This is a genomic window from Dietzia sp. HMSC21D01, assembly GCF_001815995.1.
Classification (GTDB): domain Bacteria; phylum Actinomycetota; class Actinomycetes; order Mycobacteriales; family Mycobacteriaceae; genus Dietzia; species Dietzia cinnamea.
The window spans coordinates 1-1362 of record NZ_KV823688.1 but is presented as its reverse complement, the minus strand read 5'-3'; the positions used below and the strand labels follow the sequence as shown (position 1 = coordinate 1362).

General features: G+C 73.9%; 1 protein-coding gene. It reads right to left on the bottom strand.

Annotation, left to right across the window (positions count from 1 at the left end):
• A partial coding sequence (alr, locus tag HMPREF3086_RS02035; protein WP_246830855.1) for an alanine racemase occupies window positions 1-1203 on the bottom strand: 1203 nt, incomplete at its 3' end.
• Between the last annotated feature and the right edge of the window lie 159 nt (window positions 1204-1362).

Sequence of the window (1362 nt, the reverse complement as noted above, 5' to 3'; positions counted from 1 at the left end):
CGGCGCGGCGTCGTCGCTCCGCGCGACGGCGTGGGTCCCCAGCGCGGACGGCACGGGGTGACTGCCGTGCATCACGTGGTGGCGCGCGGCCCGGCCGCGCACGGCGGTGACCACCTCGTAGTGGATGGTGTCCAGGGTCTCGGCCCACTCGGCGGCGGTGGGCCCGCCGTCGGCGCCCGTGCCGAACAACACGGCCGTGTCCCCCACCCGCACCGCCTGGTCGGGATCGGGTCCGAGGTCGACGACGAACTGATCCATACACACGCGGCCGACGTTCGGATAGCGCCGCCCGCCGATCGAGACGTCGAGCCGGCCCGAGAGCAGCCGCCACACGCCGTCGGCGTAACCCGCCGCGATGAGGGCGACGGTGGTGTCGTGGGGGGCGTGCCACGTGTGCCCGTAACTCACACCCTGCCCTGCGGCCAGCCGCTTGACCATGAGCACCTCGGCCGAGAACGTCATCGCCGGCACCAGATCCACGTCCAGGCCCTCGACCGGATTCAGACCGTAGAGCGCGATCCCCGGCCGCACCATCTCGAAACCGTCCTCCGGCCGCGTGAGCGCGGCCGCCGAGTTGGCGTGGTGGTTGACCGGGCACTCCAGACCCCGCGCACGCGCCTGCGCCACGCACTCGTGGAGCCGGGCCACCTGCAGGTCGATGACCGGGTTACCCGGGTCGTCCGCATGGGCGAAGTGGGCCATCAGCCCCGTGACCTCGACCTGCCCGCCGGCGGCGGCCGTGACGAGCCGCTCGAGCACGGCCGGCCACTCCTCGAGGGAGATGCCGGACCGCGCGAGGCCGGTGTCGATCTTGGGGGTGACGCGGGCACGACGGCCCGTGCGGCGCGCCGCCTCCAGGACGGTGTCCAGATGGACCGGGCTGGGAATCGCGAGGTCGACATCCGCCTCGACCGCCGCGCGAACGTCGTCCGAGGCGGAGTAGAGCCACGCGAGGATCTCCGCGTCGATGCCCGCCGATCGCAGCTGCAGGGCCTCGGCGATGGTGGTCACCCCCAGCGCGTGCGCACCCCCGCGGAGCGCGGCCAGGGAGACGGGGACGGCGCCGTGCCCGTAGGCGTCGGCCTTGACCACGGCCATGACCCGCGCCCCGCGGGCAGACCGGACGAGGACGCGACTGTTGTGCTCGATCGCGTCCAGATCGATCTCGGCGCGGCACGGTGCCGGGGGGACAACTGGACCCATTCTGTCAATTCTGCCAAAGAGCGCCGGCGGGCACCGATTCCCTCCCCCGCAGCGCCGAGATCGCCCCCGGTATCGCGGCCAGCAGGTCGGAGGCACCGATCGGCGCGCCCGGCCCCCCGCGAGCACCGCCCGCGCCCACGGTGTGCCGGTGCGCCGCCC